Source organism: Alkalidesulfovibrio alkalitolerans DSM 16529 (assembly GCF_000422245.1).
GTDB classification, from domain to species: Bacteria; Desulfobacterota; Desulfovibrionia; order Desulfovibrionales; family Desulfovibrionaceae; genus Alkalidesulfovibrio; species Alkalidesulfovibrio alkalitolerans.
Genome location: NZ_ATHI01000030.1, coordinates 31290 through 46428, shown reverse-complemented (window position 1 = coordinate 46428; position 15139 = coordinate 31290). Strand labels below are relative to the sequence as shown.

The 15139-nt window shown below is 63.3% G+C and carries 12 protein-coding genes and 1 tRNA gene; 2 read left to right on the top strand and 11 right to left on the bottom strand.

The genetic code is table 11. From position 1 onward, the window contains the following. Positions 1–62 precede the first annotated feature (62 nt). The 11 genes from DSAT_RS12035 to der all read right to left on the bottom strand — a co-directional run bounded on the left by DSAT_RS12035 (position 63) and on the right by der (position 12820). Positions 63–710 (bottom strand): hypothetical protein, encoded by a 648-nt coding sequence (locus tag DSAT_RS12035; protein ID WP_152490316.1) that lies wholly within the window; start codon positions 708–710, stop codon positions 63–65. 10 nt (positions 711–720) lie between these two features. Continuing rightward, positions 721–1257 carry a Crp/Fnr family transcriptional regulator gene (locus tag DSAT_RS12030; protein WP_020887797.1) on the bottom strand — a complete coding sequence of 179 codons (537 nt, stop codon included), beginning with the start codon at positions 1255–1257 and terminating at the stop codon, positions 721–723. After that, positions 1232–3763, bottom strand: coding sequence for an ABC transporter ATP-binding protein/permease (locus DSAT_RS12025; protein ID WP_020887796.1), 2532 nt, complete (start codon positions 3761–3763; stop codon positions 1232–1234). The genes DSAT_RS12030 and DSAT_RS12025 overlap by 26 nt, the downstream gene beginning before the upstream one ends. 206 nt (positions 3764–3969) lie before the next feature. Continuing rightward, positions 3970–5232, bottom strand: coding sequence for a menaquinone reductase integral membrane subunit QrcD (gene qrcD / locus DSAT_RS12020; RefSeq protein WP_020887795.1), 1263 nt, complete (start codon positions 5230–5232; stop codon positions 3970–3972). Further along, positions 5225–6016: a menaquinone reductase iron-sulfur cluster-binding subunit QrcC gene (gene qrcC / locus DSAT_RS12015; protein WP_020887794.1), complete on the bottom strand. Its 792-nt coding sequence runs from the start codon at positions 6014–6016 to the stop codon at positions 5225–5227. Before qrcC ends, qrcD begins: the two co-directional genes overlap by 8 nt. 17 nt (positions 6017–6033) lie before the next feature. After that, complete coding sequence (gene qrcB, locus DSAT_RS12010; RefSeq protein WP_020887793.1) at positions 6034–8175, bottom strand: menaquinone reductase molybdopterin-binding-like subunit QrcB; 2142 nt, start codon at positions 8173–8175, stop codon at positions 6034–6036. A gap of 12 nt (positions 8176–8187) precedes the next feature. Beyond that, on the bottom strand, positions 8188–8748 hold the full coding sequence (gene qrcA, locus DSAT_RS12005; RefSeq protein ID WP_020887792.1) for a menaquinone reductase multiheme cytochrome c subunit QrcA: 561 nt from the start codon (positions 8746–8748) through the stop codon (positions 8188–8190). 328 nt (positions 8749–9076) lie between these two features. Then, positions 9077–10516: a mannose-1-phosphate guanylyltransferase/mannose-6-phosphate isomerase gene (locus tag DSAT_RS12000; protein ID WP_020887791.1), complete on the bottom strand. Its 1440-nt coding sequence runs from the start codon at positions 10514–10516 to the stop codon at positions 9077–9079. After that, on the bottom strand, positions 10509–11096 hold the full coding sequence (gene rfbC, locus DSAT_RS11995) for a dTDP-4-dehydrorhamnose 3,5-epimerase (RefSeq protein WP_020887790.1): 588 nt from the start codon (positions 11094–11096) through the stop codon (positions 10509–10511). The genes DSAT_RS12000 and rfbC overlap by 8 nt, the downstream gene beginning before the upstream one ends. 190 nt (positions 11097–11286) lie before the next feature. Then, positions 11287–11381: transfer RNA gene (locus DSAT_RS11990), tRNA-Ser, on the bottom strand. An 86-nt stretch (positions 11382–11467) separates the two neighbouring features. Next, positions 11468–12820, bottom strand: a complete 1353-nt coding sequence (gene der, locus DSAT_RS11985; RefSeq protein ID WP_020887789.1) for a ribosome biogenesis GTPase Der — start codon at positions 12818–12820, stop codon at positions 11468–11470. Positions 12821–13159: 339 nt separating this feature from the next. Here der and DSAT_RS11980 point away from each other — a divergent pair, with 339 nt between their 5' ends. Next, positions 13160–13936, top strand: coding sequence for an alpha/beta fold hydrolase (locus DSAT_RS11980; protein WP_020887788.1), 777 nt, complete (start codon positions 13160–13162; stop codon positions 13934–13936). Between the two features lie 213 nt (positions 13937–14149). Further along, a complete protein-coding gene (locus tag DSAT_RS11975) occupies positions 14150–14749 on the top strand; it encodes a hypothetical protein (protein WP_020887787.1) in 600 nt (199 codons plus the stop codon). The last annotated feature ends 390 nt before the right edge of the window (positions 14750–15139 follow it).

Here is a 15139-nt window from a genome sequence, read left to right as displayed (position 1 = left end):
CTTTCGCGGGCGGCCCCTGTTTACGGAAAATCCAGGGCCGCACGACGCGCCGATGCGTGCCGTTAGTCCGTCGGCAGCAGCCAGTCAAGGTCGCGCGCCCGGCCGTCCGTCGGCGCGGGACGCGCGGGTTCCCTCTCGACGCGCTTGCGGGCGCAGGCTATCTCGTCGTCGATCCAGTTGCGAACGCCGAGCCTGATCGACGTGCCCTCGGAATAGCTGTCGTCATCGCCCTGATAGTTTTGCAGGATGAGACTGACGCTGTTGCCTTTCCCATCCGGGATGCTCCATTTCCAGACCTTGAGCGTACCGAAGGCGTCGCCTCGCCATTCGGGCCGCTGACCATAACGTTTTTTCAAGGCGTCGAGCAGCGTGTTGAATAAGCGCAGGGACTCGTCTTCGTAGTTCAGCTTGATGCGCACGATGCGGCCCGGCTGCGCGCAGGTTCCGTATTCGACGTACCCGCTGCGAAAGCCGGGCAGCGGCAAGGTTTCCGCCCGCTCCAGATGGCCAAGCCCCCAAGGCACGCCAGCCGTCTCCTTGCGCACCTTGTCCGCGGCCTGCTCGATGTGCTCGCCGAGCGTGACGCCCGCAATGCCTTTGGGCGCCTGCCGCTGCGCGTGACCGACTCCCGTGAAAAGGAGAAGAAGCGCCGCCGTAAGCATCAAACACCTCGACGCGCGCCACGCCGACCGAATTTCAACCCTCGCCATGCTCCTCCCCCTAGACCAGGCTTACGCCGATATGCTCGGCGCATGCCTGGCACGCGCCTGCGTGATCGAAAAAGAAGCTCTTCTCCCAATCACGCACGAGATCGACTACGTTCTCCATCAATCGGGACTGGATTTCCGGAAACTGCGCCAGGGTCTTGGCGAACTTCTCGCGTGTTACGACCATGGCTTCGACCTCGCTTTCCGCGCACAGGGAAAACAGGCGCTGCATGTCGCCAAGGAGCGCCAACCCGCCCAGAAAGTCCCCCGGGCCGTAGCTCGTGAGTTTCGTGCCGGCCCCATCCCCCGAGCGCTCCAAACGAGCCCGTCCAGACAGGATGTAAAAGGCCTGGCCATCCGCCTCGCCCTCGTGGAACAGGCATTCGCCGGGCTTGAAGGTGGTGCGTTCCGCCAGATAGGCTAGAACCTTCAACGGCTCCAGCGGCAACCCGGCGAAAAAGGCTATCTGCCGGAAGACGTCGATGTTCTGCTGGAACTCGCAGGTTTCCCTGCTCTCGCAACGGTCATTTCTTTCCGTGGACGAGTTCATAAAGGCTCCCTTTCTTGGCCATGAGTTCGGGGTAGCTGCCGCATTCGACGATCTTGCCCGCCTTCATGACCGCCACCTTGTCATAATTGATGATGATGTCCAGGCGGTGCGCCACCGCGATGACCGTGCTGCGGCCCCTGTAACGGGTCTCCAGGATGTTCTGGATGCGCGCCTGCGACTTGTTGTCCAGGGCCGAGGTGGCCTCGTCGAGGATCATCAGGCGCGGTTGTTTAAGGAAACAGCGGGCGATGGCCAGCTTCTGGCGTTGGCCTCCCGAGAGCTTGTCGCCCTTGCTGCCGACCTGGAAGCGCATGCCGATGGCCACGACGGATTCGAGAAGATCCTCCTCCACGAGAAGCTGGATGATGCTCTGGGATATCCTCTCCTGAGCCTGGGGATTTTGACTGCGCACCTTGCCGAACAGAATGTTGTCCAGGATGGTCTGTGAGCCCAGGTACTCGTCCATACGATAGAAAGTGAAAGCTCCCGGATGCCTGGCCTCGACGTTTTCACGGAAAGCCGCGCGGGCCTCTAGGAGCATGCGTTCGAGCACCTGAGGCATGGCGACCATCTTGTGCCGTCCGGGAACGAAGGCCAGGGCCAGATCGAGCAACCGGGTGCGGTCTTCGGGCGGAAGGTCGGCAACCCGGCCGCGCTCAAGCCGCCTCGCGATCTCCTTGTAGTCCTCGATGGCTTCGGCCGGGATTGGGCTCTGCTCGAAGAACACCGCGTCCTTGGGCATGTTACCGAGGATGTCCACGGTGGTGCGGGCGATCTCCGCGCCTAAAGCGAGCAGCGGGCCTCGCGTCTGGGTTGCGTCGAGAAATGCCGTGAATTCATGGTTCTCGGCCAACTTGTCCGCGGCCCAGTCGGGATCGCGTGCGCCACCGAAAATCAGGTTGGCGGCGACGCTGGAATGGACCAGATAGCGGCCCTCGTCGAAGAACTCCACCATGTCGGCCAAAGCCTCGCCGTAATCCCGACGGAAGCTTTCGCGCATGCGGATGATGCGCTCGGAGAGGCGTTCGTCCTCAGTCTCGTCGAGCACTGCGTTCAAGCCGAAGCGCAGCACGTCCACGAAAATGCCCGCCTGTTGCAACACCGCGATCTGGTCGTCGAGCGACGGCAGGTTTTCGCCCTCCACCCCTGGTGCGCCGTGCAGGGCGGCCTCGCACGCATAGAGCAGGTTGTCCTTGATGGTTCCCGTAAAGATGAAGGGGCTTTGCGAGACGAAGCCCAAGTTCTCGGTCATGTCCTGTTTGGAGAGGCTGCTGACCTCATGGCCGCCCAGGCGCAGGGAGCCGGAAGTGTATTTGTAGAGTTGACCGACGCACAGGGCGAGCGTGCTCTTGCCTGAACCGGAAAAGCCTACCAGGGCGAGCTGCTCGCCCGGTTCCACGGTCAGATTGATGTCGTGCAGCAGACGGATGCCACCCTCGACTTCGAAGGAGAGGTTCTCTATCTCCACGCGCGGTTCGAGCTGCAAGGGAGCACGCCCGGCGACCACGAGCACGTGCTCGGAGGGAAAGTCGAAATACTCCATTGTCCTGGAGTAGCGCACCGAGGCGTCCTGATAGACTTGGTAGAACTCCATGAGCTCCTTCCAAGGCTCGAAGAGCTTCTCCTGCGCGGAGAGGAAGGCGACCAAGGCGCCGAGATCGAAGCGGCCCTGGATGATCAAGTAGCCGCCGACCAGGAAAAGCAGGAATGGCGCGAGGTTGACGAGAAGATTGTTGATCGCCTTGACGCCTGTCTTGTAGAGGGTCCAGACGATGCGATAGCGTTCCAGCGTGTCGCACTGCGCGCCGAAACGGCGGCTCTCGATGCCGTACGAGCCGTTGCCATGGATCTCGTGGATGCCGGAAATGCTTTCGGCGATGTTCGAGGAAATCTCGCGCGTCGCATCGACGCGTTTCTTGTTGACCTCGTTCGTCTTGCGTTGCAGGCGCGGGATGACCAGCAGGACGATGGGGTAGATGGCCATGGTGATGAGCGCCATCTGCCAATTGAGATAGAAGAGGTAGATGCCGAAACCGAGCAGGGTCAGGATGTTGGTCAGCGGCACGGCCAGGGCCATGCCGACGAACTCGCCTACGGGCACGATCTCAGTGACCAACGAGGAGACGACCATGCCGGGCTGGGTCTTGCGGAAATAGCTGAGCGGCAGCTTCAAGATGTGATCATAGAGCTTCTTGCGCAGGGTGGCCAGAGTGGTCTGGCCCAGATGCGTCTGAATGACGTTGATGACGTATTTCAGGACCCCGGCCGTGACCACTGCGGCGAGATAATAGCCGCAATACAGCAGCAAAAGGTCGAGGTTGCGTTGGCCGATGGCCGTGTTGATGATCTTCTTCTGGAATTCGAGGGGCAGGACGCGGGCAAAGACGGTGACGACGATGACGACGAGAAGCAGTATCTGTAGTTTGAGGCTGCTTTCCCACACCCAGGAAAAGAGGGATCGCTTAGTGACCGGAATCTGATCGGCGTCAGTCGCAGCCTGTCCCATGCCCCACTCCCGCTTTCGAACCCGCCCGAAACCGCCGCCATCGTGACGACGATGCATTTCGTTGTACCCTCAGGGGCCGCGAAGTCAACGGGATATATTTCGCTCAAGCCATATGCGCCAGATAGCGCCCCACGCCCCCTGTCTTTAGCCACCAAAAAAAAGGGCCCGCCAGAAGCGGGCCCTTGGAATCATGAGCGAAGAGACAACTAGGCGGCTTCCTTGTTCCCCGGTGCGTTCAGCTGGATCTCCTGCGGGAAGACCGGCAGGTAACGGTAGGCCAGGGAAACGATGAGCACGCCGTAGGCGATGACCATGACCGAAGGCAGAATCTCGGTCCACGCGGGTACGTAGATCTGCCAAGTGTCGAAGGGCATCACGGGCGCGGCCAGGGCCTGCACGGTGATGGTGTAGCGGTTCAGTGAGATGCCCAGGCAGTTCATGATGCAGGCCGACCAGAACAGGAAGGGCGTGTTGCGCCAGCGCGGGGTCAGCAGGATGACGGCCGGGATGACGCCGAGCACGAACAATTCGAGCCAGAACAGCCACTTGCCGTAGATGATGCCGTAGAACATCTGGTCGAACGTGAAGCCCAGCGTGGGCAGCAGGTTCACGGCCCAGTCGTAGGTGTCGATGAGCTTGAAGAAGAGGTACAGTGCGAGCATTGCGCCCGATATCTTACCCATGAGCTGCTTGATCTTCCAGGAGACCATCTTCTTGCCAGAGCAAAGCTCCACACATTTCACGATGAGCACCGAGAAGCAGGGACCGGAGGCCGCAGCGGACATGACGAAGAGGAAGAAGGTCCATGGCCAGATAAAGAAGCCTTCGCGGAAGGCGAAGGGACGCGCGAACATGACGCCGTACATGCCGCCCAGGGAGCCCTGGTGGAAGGTGGAGAGGAAAGCGCCCAGGCCCGCGAAGAGGGGCATGAAGACGTGCATGTTGTGGGCGAAGTGACGCAGGAAGGCGATCCGGTTGAGTTGCCGCTGCTCCAGGATGTTCGGCAGGAACTCGATGATCAGCACGCCCAGGTAACAGCTGATGCAGAAAATGACTTCCGTGAGCATGGAGTGGACGTTGGCGTGCCAGAAACCGAACCAGGAGCGCAGCGGTTGGCCGAGTTCCATGGTCAGGATGAGCATGGCGCCCGAGTAGCAGAAGAAGCCGCCGATGACGGTCAGGTTGATGATGTTCTTCAACTCGTCCATCTTCAGGATGTACCTGAGGAGGCCGCTGAAGAAGGCACCCGCGCCCAAGGCGATGACCGCCAAGTCGAAGGTAATGTACAGACCGAAGGCGAAGTAGTTGTTCAGACCGGTCACGCCCAGGCCATTGGCGAAGACGACATAGGCCGCATAGATTCCCGCCAGGAAGACGACCGTCCAAAAGGCCATCCAGACCAGGAACTTGGACAGCGCGCAGCGCTCGACGCCCTCGGGGAAGAGTTCGTGATCGATGGGCTTAGCCATGGTTGCCTCCTTCCGCCTTGCCGTGGCCGGTCTCGCCGGGCAGATGGTTGTCCATCAGGTTGCGCACCCATTCGCGACGGCTGATGTAGTACACCTGCGGTTCGCCGCCGAGCTTCTCCAGAAGCCTGCGCGCGTGAGGGCTGCGGGCCAGTTCGTACACTTTGTGCTCGGGATTCTTCAGGTCGCCGAAGACCATGGCCCCGCTCGGGCACATCTCGACGCACGCCGGAATGTAGGCATCCTCGGGCAGCTTGTAGGGGTCCATGCCGTCCACGCGGGCCTTTTCCTTGGCGAAGGTCCAACGATGGTGGCAGAAGTGACACTTCTCGACCACGCCGCGCGGCCTGGTGGAGGTGAAGGGCGTGAGGGTCTTCTCCATGCCCTTGGGCCAGACCGGATCGAACCAGTTGAAGGTCCGGACGTGGTAGGGGCACGCGGCCATGCAGTACCGGCAGCCGATGCAGCGCGGCGAGATCTGGCTGACGATGGCGCCCTCCTCGCCCTTCTCCGTGGCGATGACCGGACAGACCGGCACGCAGGAAGGGTTTCCGCACTGCATGCAGGGCAGCGGCAGGTAGGCCACGTCAGCGTCGGGGAAGGACTTGCCGTTCTCAAGCCGGTATATGGAAAGCCAGTTGACGATGCGCAGTTTGTCGGTGCCGTCGACGTTGGGGGCGTTGTTGTTCTCCACCTGGCAAGACACGGTGCATGCGCCGCAGCCCGTGCACTTGTCCAGGTCGATGGCCATACCCCACCTGATCTTGTAATCTATCTTTGCAGCCATCTCTCGCTTCCTTTGGCTTAGCCTTTAGCGATCCGCACCGCGACAGACGCCCAGGTGGGCTTGCCGGTGCCGGCTTCCTCGGTGACCGTGAGAACCTTGAAGAGGTTGTCGCCCTTGCCCTTGGAGAACTCGTCACCGACCGTGCGGCCGAAGCCCAGGGGGGCCGAGACCACGCCGGGCATGACGGATTCGTCGATGTAGACCCTGCCTTTCACCGAACCCGCCGAAGACGTCACACTCACCCGGTCGCCCGCTTTGAGTCCCGCCGCGGAGGCGGTCTGACCGTTGAGGGAGACCATGAGGTCCTTGCCTACAAGCTCGTTGCGGCGGATGGTCGGCGTATTGTGCGGCGGCAGCGCAACGTTCTGCGTGCCGACGTTGAGCAGGAATTGCGGGGCGAGAAGCAGGCCGTCGGGCTTGACCGCGACGATCCTGGCCAGGGACGAGGCGCCGAGGTACACGTCCTCGTTGCCGACGGTGCGTACGCTCACGAAGGCCTTGCCGCTCTTCAGGCCCCTGGCCACGGCCGCGCCGACGGGCTCGATTCCCTTGGCTATGGCGTCCCAGGGCGTGGTCTGACCGGCGATGAAGCCCGGCGTGGCCTCGACGGCCGCCATTTTGGCTTCGAGCACAGCCTCGAAGGAGGAGAAACCCAGGTCCATGCCCAGCTTCTTGGCCAGTCCGAGAACGACGTCGGCAGAGGACTTGGCGTCCACAACCGGTTTTGTCACGGGCATGCCCAGGGTGTAGGAGACGAAGCCGGAGCCGTAGGGCGTCTCCAGGTCATCGAAGCGTTCGATGGAGAGCGGGTTGGGCAGCACGAGGTCGGCTTTGGCGGCGGTCTCGTCCATGAAGGAGGAGAAGCTGACCACGAAACCCGCCTTGTCCAGGGCGGCGTTCATGGCCTCGGCCTCGGGCAGCGCGTAGCGGGGGTTGGCCTCGTACACCATGAGCAGCTTGGGCGCGGCCTTGGTTCCGGCGGCCACGGCCTTGAGGCACGCGACCAGATCCTTGGCCAGCATGGCCTCGCGGGTCATTGCCCCGGAAACCACTCCGGGCAGGCTCGGAAGCGGCCTGATGCCGCCAGGCTGACCGACGTTGCCCAGGATGACGTTCAGCGCCAAGCCCGCGGCGTAGGCGGCGGGGGAGCCTCCCTGTCCGGGGGCCGCGCCGGGCACGACCAGGGGACGGCGGGCCTTCTTCAAGGTTTCGGCGACCAGGGCAAGTTGTTCGGGCGCCACGCCGATGGCCTCCTGCACCCGGGCGGGGGTCCAGGCAGCGGCGACCGACCTGAAGGTCTCGAAGTCCGGAGCCATGGTCCAGGCGCCGGAGGCGATGAGCAGGTTGGCGAGACCCAGGGCGAAGATGCCTTCGCCGCCCGGAGGCACGGCCACGAAGATGTCGCTCACGGCGGCAGTGCGGTTCTTGAGAGCGCCGCAGGCGATCCAGGTCGTCTTCGGCGTTTCGCCCATGGGACGAGCCTTGGAAAACGCCTTGGCGTTGCGCACCGGGGTGCCCGAGGATTCAAGCAGGTCGGCGCCCAACGCCAGCACACAGTCGCTGTTCTCGATGTCGAAGCCGGGCAGGCCGCTTCCGCCCATCAGGCCGTTCCAGGCCATGGCGGCGGTCTGCTGCTCGCAGGGCATGGGATACATCTCGGTGGACCCGAGGTTGCCCAGGAGGGCCGAGAAGACCTCGCGGGTGGTGCCGTTGATGTCACCGGTGATTACCGCCGTGGAGGAACCGGCTTCCTTGGCCTTTTCGGCCAGCAGCGCGGCGGCGTCCTCCCAGGAAATGGGCTCGTGCCCGCCAGCGGCGGTCTTCTTGAGCGGTCCGGCGATGCGCGAGGGCCGGTACAGCATCTGCACCTCGGGCGCGGCCATGGCCGAAAGCGCCCCCTGGGACAGCGGATGGTCGGGATTGCCCAGCGCGATGGACGGGCGGCCGCCCACGGTCAGCACCCGGATCGGGGAGCCGCCGGCGAAGGACTTGGAAAGTGCGGGCTTTCTGTCCAGCGGACCGTACTGCAGCCGGGGAATCCACGGCCAGTTCTGGGTCCAGATGGACACGTCGTCCGTCAGTTTCCACATCACGGGGCTCAGGGTCACGCCTGCGCCTGCGCCCAGAACGAAGAGAAATCCTCTGCGTGTCAGACTCATACCCTTACCCCTTTACTTGTGGCAGATGTAGCAGGCGTTGCTGACGCCGTTTTCGGCATGGCAGCGCTCACACTGCCACATCTTCATCGTGTCCTTGCTGTAGCCGGTGATCCGGTTGCGATACAGCACCGGGGTCGTCTCAGAATTGCCCACATCGGGGTGGCACTCGGTGCACTCGAGATGCTGGTGGGCGGTATGGGTGAAGAAAACGTTGTCGGGCTGGTACTGATAGACCTCCCACTTCACTTCGATGCCAGGTTCGACGTATTCGGTCACGAATTTGTCGATGGCGATGTCCGCCGGGGTGTCCCCACCGGTGGTGAAGGCGTGACAGTCGGCACAACTCTGCGTCGTGGGCAGGCCGTTGAAGGAGCCATCCTCGCGGAAATAGTGGCAGTCGGTGCACGACATGCCCGCCATCTCCATGTGGATCTTGTGGTTGAAGGGAGTGGGTTGCGTTACTTTACTGAACAGGAGTTCCGGAAAGACGAACCAGCCGAAGCCGAGACCGAAGAGCAGGCCGACAAAGGCGAACGCCAGCGCTCCGGAGTCAAAGCCACTTTTCCGCTTCATACACACGCCCCATGAAGTTAAGGAAATCAACGGAAGCCAGCCACTGGTCAGACAGCGGCTTATTCGCAAATAGACCGCGCCGTGTCAAGGGATTAGGAAATTTTTCACAGACCCCAGGTGTCTCTTCCGCGCAAGATAGTGAAAAAAGTTACAATCATCTCGCATTTTCAAATCCCCTCATTCCGCCTCGTTTTCGGGGGTATGGAAAGTCGAGGGAAGCATCACCGTCCGCCTTGCCTGCTCAAGGAAAACGTTTCGCGGACACATACGACGCCATGGCTGCCATGCACGCCTGACGCCGTCCCGGCCGTCCCGGCCGCCAGGGACGTCAGCCCTTTTCCGACTCGGGCTTGATGCGGCCGTACACGTCGTCGAAGCGGACGATGTCGTCCTCTTCCAGGTAGGGGCCGCTTTGCACCTCGATGATCTCCAGCGGCAGCTTGCCGGGATTGGAGAGACGGTGCGTGCCGCCCATGGGGATGTCGATGGACTGGTTCGCGGAGAGCAGGTGTTCCACGCCGTCCACTTCGGCCACGGCCGACCCCCGGATGACGACCCAGTGTTCGGCGCGGTGGTGGTGCATCTGCAGCGAGAGCCGCGCACCGGGATGGACCTTGATGCGCTTGACCTTGTAGCCCTCCCCCTCTTCCAGCACCGTGTAGCTGCCCCACGGCCGGTTGACCGTGACGTGCGCCTCCACGAGGCGGCTGCCCTGGCCTTTCAGGATGCCCACCACGTCCTTGACGCGCTGCACTTGGTCCTTGGGGCAGATGAGCGTAGCGTCGCGCGTCTGGACCACGATCATGTCGCTGAGTCCCACGGCCGCGAGCTTGCCGCCGCGCGAGAGCAAAAGGTTGTTCTCGCAATCCAGGGCCAGCACGTCGCCCTCCACGGCGTTGCCGCACTCGTCCTTGTCGTCGAGACGGTAGATGGCCTCCCAGTTGCCCAGGTCGTCCCAGCCGAAGGATGCTTTGACCACGGCTTGGCGAGTGAGCCTCTCGGCGATGCCGTAGTCCACCGAGATGTCTGGAAGCGAGGCGTAGGCCGAGGCCAGGGGCGTCTTGGCGCGGTTCTTCCACCAGACGGCCAACGCGGGCTGGAAGCGCTGCACGGCCTCGATGAACTCCGCGACGCAGAATAGGAACATGCCGCTGTTCCAGAAGTATTCGCCCGAGGCCACGAAGGCGCGGGCCGTCTCCAGATCGGGTTTCTCGGCGAAGCGCAGCACCTCGAAGACGCCGGGGGCCAGGGGCTCGCCCCGCCTGATGTAGCCATAGCCCGTCTCGGGCTTGGCGGCCTCGACTCCGAAGGTCACGAAATATCCCTTCGCCGCCATGGCGAGGCCCGCGCGGATGTCCGTGTCGAAGCCCTCGTCCGCGCTGATCATGTGATCCGAGGGCAGCACCGCGACGCAGGCCGCAGGGTCCGCCGCCACGATGCGGTCAAGCCCCAGAAGGACGGCGGGCAGAGTGTTGCGGCCCACGGGCTCGGCCAGCACCTGGGCGGTCAGGGCCTGGTCCAGGGCGCGAAGCTGGGCGCGCACCTCGAAGACGTGCTCCTCGTTGGTCACCACCCATACGTTCTTGGGCGCAAAGACCCGAAGCGCACGCAACACTGTCTGCTGCAACAGGCTTTTGTCCCCGCCAAGCGGCATGAGTTGCTTGGGCAAAAGGGTGCGCGAGACGGGCCAAAGACGCGTGCCCGATCCGCCCGCCAGGATGATGGCGTGGCCCGAAGTCCGAGGGGCGGTGGCGGCGTTCTCAGACATGGTTGCCCTCTTGGGGTTTCGCAGGATTCTCGTAGTTGAAAGGAGATTGGAAGCCACGCCACGATGGCAGACCCCGGTCCTTGTCAGAAAGGACGGGCGCGACCACGGGCCAGTCGATGGCCAAGTCGGGATCGTCCCAGCGCAGCCCGCCTTCACTTGCAGGGTTGTAGTAGCCATCCACCTTGTACATGAAGTCCGTGTCCGGCTCCAGGGTGGCGTAGCCGTGGGCGAAGCCGCGCGGGATGAACAGCCGCGCGAAGTTCTCGGCCGTGAGGAGGAAGCTCTTCCATTTCCCGTAGGTGGGCGACCCCGCGCGCAGGTCCACGACCACGTCAAAGACCGCGCCCCGCGTGACCCAGACGAGCTTGGACTGGGCGTGCGGTGGAGCCTGGAAATGCAGACCGCGCAGTACCCCGGCCTGACGGCTATGGGCGTGGTTGTCCTGCACGAAGCTCCTTGCCACGCCTGCGTTGGCAAAAGCCCCGGCGTTGAAGGATTCCAGGAAATAGCCCCGCTCGTCTTGAAAAACGCGGGGCATAATGAGCAGCAGTCCGGGGATCTCCGTGGTCTGAAACTGCATGTCGCGGCGTCCTTTCGTTTGGTGCGCAAGGCAGTTATCCGAGATGACGCGCGGTGACAATGCTCGCCCCGCCGGTACCACCTGGAAAGGCCCGAGACTTAACGTCACGCACACGCCCCTTGGAATTTGCACGGCCCGGCTGCGGCGCAAAAAAAGCAAGGGACCGCGAGGGTCCCTTGCATTGTCAGCGTGGCGGAGAGGATGGGATTTGAACCCACGATAGAGGTTTTGCCCCTATACACGCTTAGCAGGCGTGCGCCTTCAGCCGAGCTCGGCCACCTCTCCGTTGCCCGCGGCGCGCCGCGGGAACACTTCCCTAAATTGCGCACCCCTGCCTGTCAAGGCCGGGATTCGTTTTTCACGGCTTGCTGCTATTCCCACTTCTGCTCCGAGTCGCGGCTGGCGCGGTAGTGGATGCGGATGGGCGCGGTGCCGATCCCGAAAAGCTTGCGCAGGGTCTTTTCCAGATACTTCTTGTAGCTGTCCTTGACCAGCTCCGGGTTGTTGACAAAGAAAACGAAGGTCGGCGGGTTGGTCTCCACCTGGGTCAGGTAGTAGAACTTGGCTCGGCGGCGCTTGATGACCGGGGCCTGATAGCGCGCCAGGGCCTCGCGCATGGCCCGGTTCAACTCGCCCGTGGGGATGCGGATGTCGCACTCGGCCGTGATCTTCTCCGCCGTGGAGAGGATCTTGCTCAGCCCCTCGCCCGTTACCGTGGAGGTGAAGAGCACCGGCGCGTGACCGACCATGCGCAGTTCCTCCTCCACGGCCTTCTTGAGCTTCTTGCGCTCCTCGCGCTCGAAGAGGTCCACCTTGTTGATGACCACCATGAAGGGCGTCTTCTCGCCCTCGATGAAGGAAAGAAGCTTCTTGTCCTGCACGTTGACGCCCTGCTCGGCATCGATGACCAGCACGGCCACGTCGGCCCGCTTGGCCGTGGTCAGGGCGCGCGTCACGGAAAAGCGCTCCAGGCTGTCGTCGATGCGGGCGCGCTTGCGCACCCCGGCCGTGTCCACAAAGGTGTAGCGCTTGCCCTTGCGCTCCAGGGTTACATCCACCGCGTCGCGCGTGGTCCCGGCCTCGGGGCTGACGATGCAGCGCGCCTCGCCCAGGATGGCGTTGACGATGCTCGACTTGCCCGCGTTGGGCTTGCCCAGAAAGGCGATGCGAAGCCCGCGCTCCACTTCCGGCTCGTTCTCGTCCTCTTCGACAACGTGCGCCAGAAGCTCGGACTCCAGCCGCTCCTTGAGGTCGGCCACGCCGTGGCCATGGGCCGCCGAGACCGGCGCAAGGGGAAAGCCCAGGGCATGGAATTCGGCCGTCAGGTGCTGGTCCAACTCCGGGCCGTCCACCTTGTTCACGGCCACGAGCACGGGCTTGCCGGATTTGCGCAGCGTGGCGGCCACGCGCTCGTCCAGGGGCATCACGCCCTCGCGGCCGTCCACGACCATGAGGATCGCGGCCGCCTCCCACACCGCCTCGCGGGCCTGGGCCATGATGCCGTCGGAGATCGGGTCGTCGCCCGCGAACTCCATCTCCAGTCCACCCGTGTCCACGAGCGCCACGCGGCGGCCACCGAAGGTCCCCTCGCCGTAGATGCGGTCGCGGGTCACGCCGGAGCGGTCGTGGGTGATGGCGACGTTCTTGCCGAGCAGGCGGTTGAAGAGCGTGGACTTGCCCACGTTGGGTCGGCCCACGATGGCAATGACGGGGTATCGCGGCATGTCGTTCGTTATCCTTCGCCCGCGCGGGAGCGTCTGAAATTCGTTGGAGCGGGACGGGACACGTTTGTCCTATCCCAGGGGGGCGCGGTCATCAAGCCCTGACACCGCCCCTGGCAAGGGGGGCCGATCCCGGCAGGCCGTTCGCAAAGTCCGGCGCGACGGCGATGACGCGATCGCTGGACATGGCGCACGGGAGGGACGACGTGGGTGTTTTCGGCGGGCGTTTTCCGCCGCTCGCGGATGGCGGACTTGTAACTGCTTGTGTTCCGAGACGCAAGCGGCCCGACGAAAGCGGCATAGACGCTCGCAGTCGGGCATGAAATGGCGTATCCTGCGCGAATGAACGAAATCGTGCGCAAGGGATTGCGCCTTTCCTATACGGATATCGGGCTCGGCGAGCCAGCCCTCCTCTTCATCCACGGCAATTCGTGCGACCGCTCCTTCTTCGCGCCGCAGATCGAACGCTTCGCGGCCGCGCACCGCTGCATCGCGCCGGACCTGCGCGGCCACGGCGAGAGCGACGCGCCCAAGGACGCCTCCTACACCTTCCACGCCCTGACCGACGACTTGGCGCACCTGTGCCGGAGCATCGGCGCGCCGCGCGTGGTGGCAGTGGGCCACAGCCTGGGCGGCGCGCTGGCCGTGCGGCTCGCGGCCTCGCGGCCGGACATGGTGGCCGGGGTCGTGGCGCTCGATTCCACCCTGATTCCCCAGCCGGGCTTCGAGTTGTGGCTCGATCCGCTGCTGGCGCGGCTTGGCCGCGATCCCGAGGCTCCCTTCCCGCGTGAATTCTTCGAGCCGCTCTTCGCAGCCGAGGACGATCCCGCGCGCCGCGCCGAGATCATGGCGCGGCTGGCCAGGACTCCGCGCCACGTGACCACGGCGCTCTTCGCGCTTTTCCGCGATTCCGATTACGAGCAGGCCGCGCGCGCCGTGCGCTGCCCGTTTCTCTACGTCGGCGCGCACAGGCACCGCACCGACCCGCAGGCCCTGCGCCGCCTGATCCCGCAGGCGCACTTCGCCCAGACCGCGCTGTGCGGCCACTTCCAGACCCTGGAAGCTCCGGAGCAGATCAACGCCATGCTGGAGCGCTTCCTGGCCCGGCTCGTGATTTGATCCTTGAATCAATCGCTTTATCCTTCAGGGTTTCCAACGGATTCTCAGTTTAAAAGCGCTGCTTGACCAACAATCAACAAGTCTGTAAATTGTATTAAATACAATTTAAACAACCCGCCGGGCGGCAAAACCGTTCCCCCGCTTCCGCTGCTTCACGGATAGACCCCAGCGGATGAGCGTCCCTTCCGCCCCAACGCGCAACGGGAGGATACCATGTCCCGTTTGATCCTGCTCACTGTTCTCGTCTGTGTTCTGGCTATCCCCACCGCAGCCGGAGAAAACCAAGGCCCCGTCGTCGAGCACTCCCTGACCTACAGCGCCAAAGGAACTCGCTCCGAAGCAAGGCACGGACATCTGCGCATCAACGACAAAAAAATTCCCTGGGGATTTTCACGGGTCGTTGCGGGGGACCAGTCTTTTTCATTCTACGTTCGCAGGTACCATTTCGGCAACGACGGCTACCATTTTGCCCAACCGCCTTTCTTCCCGCCCGATTCGCCGGAAGACATGAGTACTGCAGACCTAAACCGTGGATACGTCCTGACACGCGAGCGCCCAGGCAACACCCCCGCAGATTGGTTCTACGTGGAATGGAACGATGGCGCGGCGTTCGCATCCACGGACGCGCTCGACCAACTCATCGAGGAACAGGCGATCATCACCGTTCCGACCGATCTCGGCGATGCCGGGTGGCGTCCTGACAACGTTGGCGGCCGCGAGCGTCCTGACAACGTTGGCGGCCGCGAGCGTCCTGATTTTCCGCAACGCCTTCCCTGGCCTCCAACCGATCCAGCCACCAAACCCGCACAATAAGGAGGGTTTAGCGATGAAAAGAGCATTTACTTCGAGCTCGTTCGCCATTTTTTTCTGTGCCGCCCTGTTCCTTTTACCGTCGGATGCATGTGCCATGCGTGAATGGCCGCACGAATTGACGCCTTGTCAGCAACGGTGCGACGACAACGCCGAGTGCCTCAAGGCCTGTGAAGAGCGCATGAACCCGACTGTCACACGGCCTGGGTCAAGTTCGTCAGGGAGCACGGACGACACATCCGGCAGCGGCAAGACCGGCGCAACGGGCGCAACGGGCGACACGGGCGAAGCTTCGGGCAGCGAAGGAACCGACGGCGTGAAGAGACCGGGCGGCAAGGACATATTCCCGGACAGCGACGCTCCGCGGCCCAATGGCAGCCCCTCATCCCCTCC

What these genes read in the sequence shown, in the direction of transcription:
- qrcA (WP_020887792.1), bottom strand. Translation starts at nt 8,748, where the DNA reads ATGAAGCGGAAAAGTGGCTTTGACTCCGGAGCGCTGGCGTTCGCCTTT.
- DSAT_RS11980 (WP_020887788.1), top strand. Translation starts at nt 13,160, where the DNA reads ATGAACGAAATCGTGCGCAAGGGATTGCGCCTTTCCTATACGGATATC.
- DSAT_RS12030 (WP_020887797.1), bottom strand. Translation starts at nt 1,257, where the DNA reads ATGAACTCGTCCACGGAAAGAAATGACCGTTGCGAGAGCAGGGAAACC.
- qrcD (WP_020887795.1), bottom strand. Translation starts at nt 5,232, where the DNA reads ATGGCTAAGCCCATCGATCACGAACTCTTCCCCGAGGGCGTCGAGCGC.
- DSAT_RS12025 (WP_020887796.1), bottom strand. Translation starts at nt 3,763, where the DNA reads ATGGGACAGGCTGCGACTGACGCCGATCAGATTCCGGTCACTAAGCGA.
- qrcB (WP_020887793.1), bottom strand. Translation starts at nt 8,175, where the DNA reads ATGAGTCTGACACGCAGAGGATTTCTCTTCGTTCTGGGCGCAGGCGCA.
- rfbC (WP_020887790.1), bottom strand. Translation starts at nt 11,096, where the DNA reads ATGCAGTTTCAGACCACGGAGATCCCCGGACTGCTGCTCATTATGCCC.
- DSAT_RS12000 (WP_020887791.1), bottom strand. Translation starts at nt 10,516, where the DNA reads ATGTCTGAGAACGCCGCCACCGCCCCTCGGACTTCGGGCCACGCCATC.
- qrcC (WP_020887794.1), bottom strand. Translation starts at nt 6,016, where the DNA reads ATGGCTGCAAAGATAGATTACAAGATCAGGTGGGGTATGGCCATCGAC.
- DSAT_RS11975 (WP_020887787.1), top strand. Translation starts at nt 14,150, where the DNA reads ATGTCCCGTTTGATCCTGCTCACTGTTCTCGTCTGTGTTCTGGCTATC.
- der (WP_020887789.1), bottom strand. Translation starts at nt 12,820, where the DNA reads ATGCCGCGATACCCCGTCATTGCCATCGTGGGCCGACCCAACGTGGGC.
- DSAT_RS12035 (WP_152490316.1), bottom strand. Translation starts at nt 710, where the DNA reads ATGGCGAGGGTTGAAATTCGGTCGGCGTGGCGCGCGTCGAGGTGTTTG.